This is a genomic window from Variovorax sp. GW531-E2, assembly GCF_059423125.1.
Map to the genome: position 1 here is coordinate 1 of NZ_JBWKXQ010000115.1, position 4898 is coordinate 4898.

General features: G+C 68.1%; 7 protein-coding genes. 3 read left to right on the forward strand and 4 right to left on the reverse strand.

The features are described from left to right. The first annotated feature begins 128 nt into the window (after positions 1–128). Positions 129–569, forward strand: coding sequence for an inner membrane protein YiaA (yiaA, locus tag AC07XP_RS31955; RefSeq protein ID WP_062482786.1), 441 nt, complete (start codon positions 129–131; stop codon positions 567–569). Positions 570–581: 12 nt separating this feature from the next. On the opposite strand, the gene AC07XP_RS31960 is transcribed toward yiaA, so the two are convergent. From AC07XP_RS31960 to recA, 3 genes are read right to left on the reverse strand one after another with little or no spacing between them, the layout of a single operon-like run. After that, positions 582–1025, reverse strand: a complete 444-nt coding sequence (locus tag AC07XP_RS31960) for an SRPBCC family protein (RefSeq protein WP_495266922.1) — start codon at positions 1023–1025, stop codon at positions 582–584. Beyond that, positions 994–1467 carry a recombination regulator RecX gene (gene recX, locus AC07XP_RS31965; protein WP_495266923.1) on the reverse strand — a complete coding sequence of 158 codons (474 nt, stop codon included), beginning with the start codon at positions 1465–1467 and terminating at the stop codon, positions 994–996. Before recX ends, AC07XP_RS31960 begins: the two co-directional genes overlap by 32 nt. Before the next feature lie 59 nt (positions 1468–1526). Next, positions 1527–2636 carry a recombinase RecA gene (gene recA / locus AC07XP_RS31970; RefSeq protein ID WP_062482792.1) on the reverse strand — a complete coding sequence of 370 codons (1110 nt, stop codon included), beginning with the start codon at positions 2634–2636 and terminating at the stop codon, positions 1527–1529. A gap of 146 nt (positions 2637–2782) precedes the next feature. On the opposite strand from recA, the gene AC07XP_RS31975 reads away from it, so the two are divergent. Both AC07XP_RS31975 and AC07XP_RS31980 read left to right on the forward strand, forming a co-directional pair. Further along, positions 2783–3268 (forward strand): MarR family winged helix-turn-helix transcriptional regulator, encoded by a 486-nt coding sequence (locus tag AC07XP_RS31975; protein WP_062482795.1) that lies wholly within the window; start codon positions 2783–2785, stop codon positions 3266–3268. A 62-nt stretch (positions 3269–3330) separates the two neighbouring features. Next, positions 3331–4005: a response regulator transcription factor gene (locus AC07XP_RS31980; RefSeq protein WP_056575150.1), complete on the forward strand. Its 675-nt coding sequence runs from the start codon at positions 3331–3333 to the stop codon at positions 4003–4005. A gap of 26 nt (positions 4006–4031) precedes the next feature. Here AC07XP_RS31980 and AC07XP_RS31985 read toward each other — a convergent pair. Continuing rightward, positions 4032–4898, reverse strand: an 867-nt coding sequence (locus AC07XP_RS31985) for a hypothetical protein (RefSeq protein WP_495266924.1), incomplete at its 5' end; no start/stop codon positions are given.

Here is a 4898-nt window from a genome sequence, read left to right on the forward strand (position 1 = left end):
GGTTGCGACGACATGAAGGGTTCCTCCGGTTTTTCTGGAAAGCCGCCTCCTGCGAGGCCGGTCGCTGGCGATCATGCCACCGCCTTCCCGCACCATAATCGCGCCACACAACAACGAGGAGGATCGTCATGGGAACCGTCAAGTTTCAGAAACCGACCGGCGCATTCGTCGCCGCATCCTGGGCCGCACTGATCATCGGCGCCATCGTGTACCTGCTCGGGCTGTGGAATGCCGCGATGCAGCTCAATGAGAAGGGCTACTACTTCACCATCCTCATGTACGGCCTGTTCTCCGCCGTGTCGCTGCAAAAGACGGTGCGCGACCGGCTCGAGGGCATCTCGGTCACCGGCATCTACTTCGGCCTGTGCTGGGTCTCGCTGCTGCTGTCGGTGGGCCTGCTGGCCGTGGGCCTGTTCAACGCCTCGCTGGCCGCGAGCGAGAAGGGCTTCTACGCCATGGCCTTCCTGCTGAGCCTGTTCGGCGCGGTGGCGGTGCAGAAGAACGTGCGCGACATCGCCGCGTACAAGGCCGAGAACCCGCTGGCCGACGACGTCACGGCCACCGAGTAAGCCGGGCCGGGCTCAGCCCGCCTCGAGCAGGCGGCGCAGGGCCTGCAGGTCGCGCGCGATCCATCCGGCGTCGCGTGCAAAGGCCGCATCGTCCATGTGCGGCTGGCGCAGCAGCGTGAACTGCAGCTCGCACACGCCGGGCGCCACGCCGATCACGCGAAACGGCAGGTAGACCTCGGGCACGCCTTCGGGCGCCACCCAGTGGTCGAGCACGCCCAGGTCGTTGGGCGGCGCAAAGCGCATGCGGGCCTCGCCGCTTTCGGGCGTGCGCACGATCCAGTGGTCGCCGTGCGGCACCAGCGCGCTCTTCGCGAGGCCGCTGGCCCAGTCGGGCAGCCGCTTCGGGTCGGACGCGAGCGCATAGGCGTCGCGCCATTCGCAGTGCACGCGCTGCGTGATGACGCGGGACAGGGCCGCGTCGCCTTCATACGCCGTTGGGGTCGTCGCTTGGGTCATCGAAGTCGCTCCTGAGCACCTTGGACACGACGGCGCCCGAGAAACCGCGCGCCATCAGGAATCGCATCTGTTTCGCGCGCTCCTTCGCATCGACGGGCGGCGCGTCGAAGCGGCGGCGCCACAGGGCCGTGGCGCGCTCGACTTCGGTCTCCTGCAAGCCGGCCACCGCCTGCGCGATGGCTTCGGGCGCGATGCCCTTGGCCTGCAGCTCCTGCTTCACGCGCAACGCGCCCGAGCGGGCGGCACGCTGGTGCAGCACCGAGGCGACGACGCGCGGCTCGCTGATGAAGTCCTTGGCGGCCAGCTCGTCGAGCGCCTTCGCCAGCGTGCCAGGCTCTTCCTCGTGCTTCGCGAGCTTGCGCTCCAGCTCCGCGCGCGAATGCTCGCGCTGGCTCAGGAGGCGCAGGGCGCGGCCTTTGAGGGAGGGGGCGCTGAAGGCCATTCGGGGGTGGTGGGTCGCTCACGCGGCCCACGCAACACGCGAAGGCCGCTCCGTCTCACTTACTCCGCCGCCTTGTCGGCCTTCGATGCCTTGGCGGGCTTCTCGGCCTTCTCGGGTTCGGAGCCGGCGTCGGCCGCGAGCAGCGGAATGCCCAGCGACTCGCGCACCTTGTTCTCGATTTCGCGCGACAGGTCGGGGTTCTCGCGCAGGAATTCGCGGGCGTTGTCACGGCCCTGGCCGATCTTCTCGCCGTTGTAGGCGTACCAGGCGCCCGACTTGTCGATGATCTTGGCGTTCACGCCCATGTCGATGATCTCGCCCTCGCGGCTGATGCCTTCGCCGAACAGGATGTCGAACTCGGCCGTCTTGAACGGGGGGCTGACCTTGTTCTTCACCACCTTCACCTTGGTTTCGTTGCCGATGGCCTCGTCGCCCTTCTTGATGGTGCCGATGCGGCGGATGTCCAGGCGCACCGAGGCGTAGAACTTCAGCGCATTGCCGCCGGTGGTGGTTTCGGGCGAGCCGAACATCACGCCGATCTTCATGCGGATCTGGTTGATGAAGATGACCATGCAGTTGGTCTTCTTGATCGTGGCCGTGAGCTTGCGCAGCGCCTGGCTCATGAGGCGGGCCTGCAGGCCGGGCAGCGAGTCGCCCATTTCGCCTTCGATTTCGGCCTTGGGCGTGAGCGCGGCGACCGAGTCGACCACGATCAGGTCGACGGCGCCCGAGCGCACCAGCGAATCGACGATTTCGAGCGCCTGCTCGCCGGTGTCGGGCTGGCTGATCAGCAGGTCGGACAGGTTCACGCCGAGCTTCTGGGCGTACTGCACGTCGAGGGCGTGCTCGGCGTCGACGAAGGCGCAGGTGCCGGCCTGCTTCTGCATGGAGGCGATCACCTGCAGGGTGAGCGTGGTCTTGCCCGAGGATTCCGGGCCGTAGATTTCAACGACGCGGCCACGGGGCAGGCCGCCGACGCCCAGGGCGATGTCCAGGCCCAGCGAGCCGGTGGAGACCACCTGGATGTCTTCCAGCGCCTCGCCTTCGCCCAGGCGCATGATCGTGCCCTTGCCGAACTGCTTTTCGATCTGGGCCAGCGCGGCCTGCAGGGCCTTGGCCTTTTCACTGTTGGCGACCGAGATGCTTGCGCCCTTGACGACTGCGTCCATGTGGAAATCTCCTTGAATATCAACGGTTTGTGTCGGGATTCATCCATCTGCTTTTAACCACAGGCTGGATGCTTGAACAGTAGTGTAGGGGCTCGTGGCGTTTCGCAAGTCCACTTTAAAGTCAGTTTGCCTTACCATCTGAGGCCATGGCCGACCCCGCCTTTCCCACCGATCCCGACGCCTGGCGCCAGACCCACCTGGGCCGCCTGCTGGGCCATGCGATGCGCCGCTTCGACGAGCGCGTGCTGGCGCTCATGGCGCACGACATCGACGTGCCGCTGGCGCTGTCGAACCTCGCGGCGCGCGCGCAGGTGAGCGCGGCGCACATCCACATCACGCGGCACCTGGCGCGCGAGGGCTCGCGCCTGACCGAGCTGGCCGAGCGCGCCGGCATGACCAAGCAGGCCATGGGCACGCTGGTCGACCAGTGCGAGGCCTGGGGGCTGGTCACGCGCGGCCCCGACCCGCTCGATGCGCGCGCGCGGCGCGTGCTGTTCACGGCCGACGGGCTGGCCTGGCTGGACGCCTTCCGCCGCGCCGTGACGCAGACCGAGCGCGAGTTCCGCGCCAGCGTGGGCGACGAGATCGCCACCGTGGTAACCATCGGACTCGAAGCCTATACAGCGGGCTAGACTCGCGTTGAGACAAATGTGAACAGCGCCGGCATGGCGCCTGAATCCGCCGGAGGTGGCTCATGCGAATACTGATTGCCGAAGACGACCAGGTGCTGGCCGATGCCCTGTTGCGCAGCCTGCGCACCTCGGGCGCGGCGGTCGATCACGTGGCCAACGGCTCGCAGGCCGACACCGCGCTCATGACCCACAGCGAGTTCGACCTGCTGATCCTCGACCTCGGGCTGCCCAGCCTGCACGGCATCGAGATCCTCAAGCGCCTGCGCGCGCGCGGCTCGCAGCTGCCGGTGCTGGTGCTCACGGCGGCCGACAGCGTGGAAGAGCGCGTCAAGGGCCTGGACCACGGCGCCGACGACTACATGGCCAAGCCCTTCAGCCTGCAGGAGCTCGAGGCGCGCGTGCGCGCCCTCACGCGGCGCGGCATGGGCGCCACCAGCAACGCGATCCGCCACGGCCCGCTGGTCTATGACCAGGCCGGCCGCGTGGCGACCATCGACGGCAAGATGATCGAGCTGTCGGCGCGCGAACTGGGCCTGCTCGAGGTGCTGCTGCAGCGCGCCGGCCGGCTGGTCAGCAAGGACCAGCTGGTGGACCGGCTGTGCGAATGGGGCGAAGAGGTGAGCATCAACGCCATCGAGGTCTACATCCACCGCCTGCGCAAGAAGATCGAGAAGGGACCGGTGCGCATCGCGACGGTGCGCGGGCTGGGCTACTGCCTCGAGAAGATTCCCGGTTGAGCGTGCCCCGCCCGCGCGAAATGCCGTCAGGGCTGCTTGCGCAGATTGACGAGCAGCGTGGCGCCGGTGTTCGAACGGATCAGGAACATGAGGCTGCGGAAGTAGCCGTTGCTGTCGTACACGCCCGCCGGCACCAGCCCGATGATGGCCGGCCCGGCATAGCTGCCGGTGGCGGCGGGGGTGAGCTTGCAGTCGTTGGTGCTGGCCGTGGCGGCATTCACGGCCTTCAGCGTGAGGCTGTACATGTTCTTGGCCGAGCCGGGCTGCGCCAGGGCGACAGTGCCCGAGAGCGTGCACTGGCCGATCTGCACGCCGCTCGTGCTGCCAGTGAACACGCCCTGGCCGTCGACCTGCACCGTCACGCCCAGGCTCGGGCTGCTGTCGGTGTTGGACCACGTGCCGGTCATGCTCGCCTGCGACACCGCCAGCGCGTTCTCGATCGTGTAGGCCAGCGGGCCGACATCGGACGGCCTGCGGTTGTCGTAGGCGTAGGTGCCATCCACCGACTTCTTCGGCGCGAAGGTGCCCGAGCCCGTCACCGGATATGCGTTGGGCGGAACATACAACTCGGTGTCCAGGTTGAACGACCAGTCGAGCCCCGTGACCTTCAGCGAACCCCACATCGTGCCCCCGAGGAAGCTGCCCGCCAACGAACCGTTGGTGCCGACGAAGGCAATGCCTCGCACGCCCGCGTAGATGCCTTCGCTGTCATTGCCCACCGCGGCGGTGGAGCCGGGCTGCGGCGCACTCAGCGAGGGCGACGGCTCGGAGCCCGGCACAGCGGCACGGTTCTCGGCTGGTGCGGGCGCGGGCGCCGGGGCTGGGGAGGGCGCAGGTGCGGGCGCCGGAACCGGTGCGATCGGCAGCATCGGCATGCCACCGCCGCCCCCGCC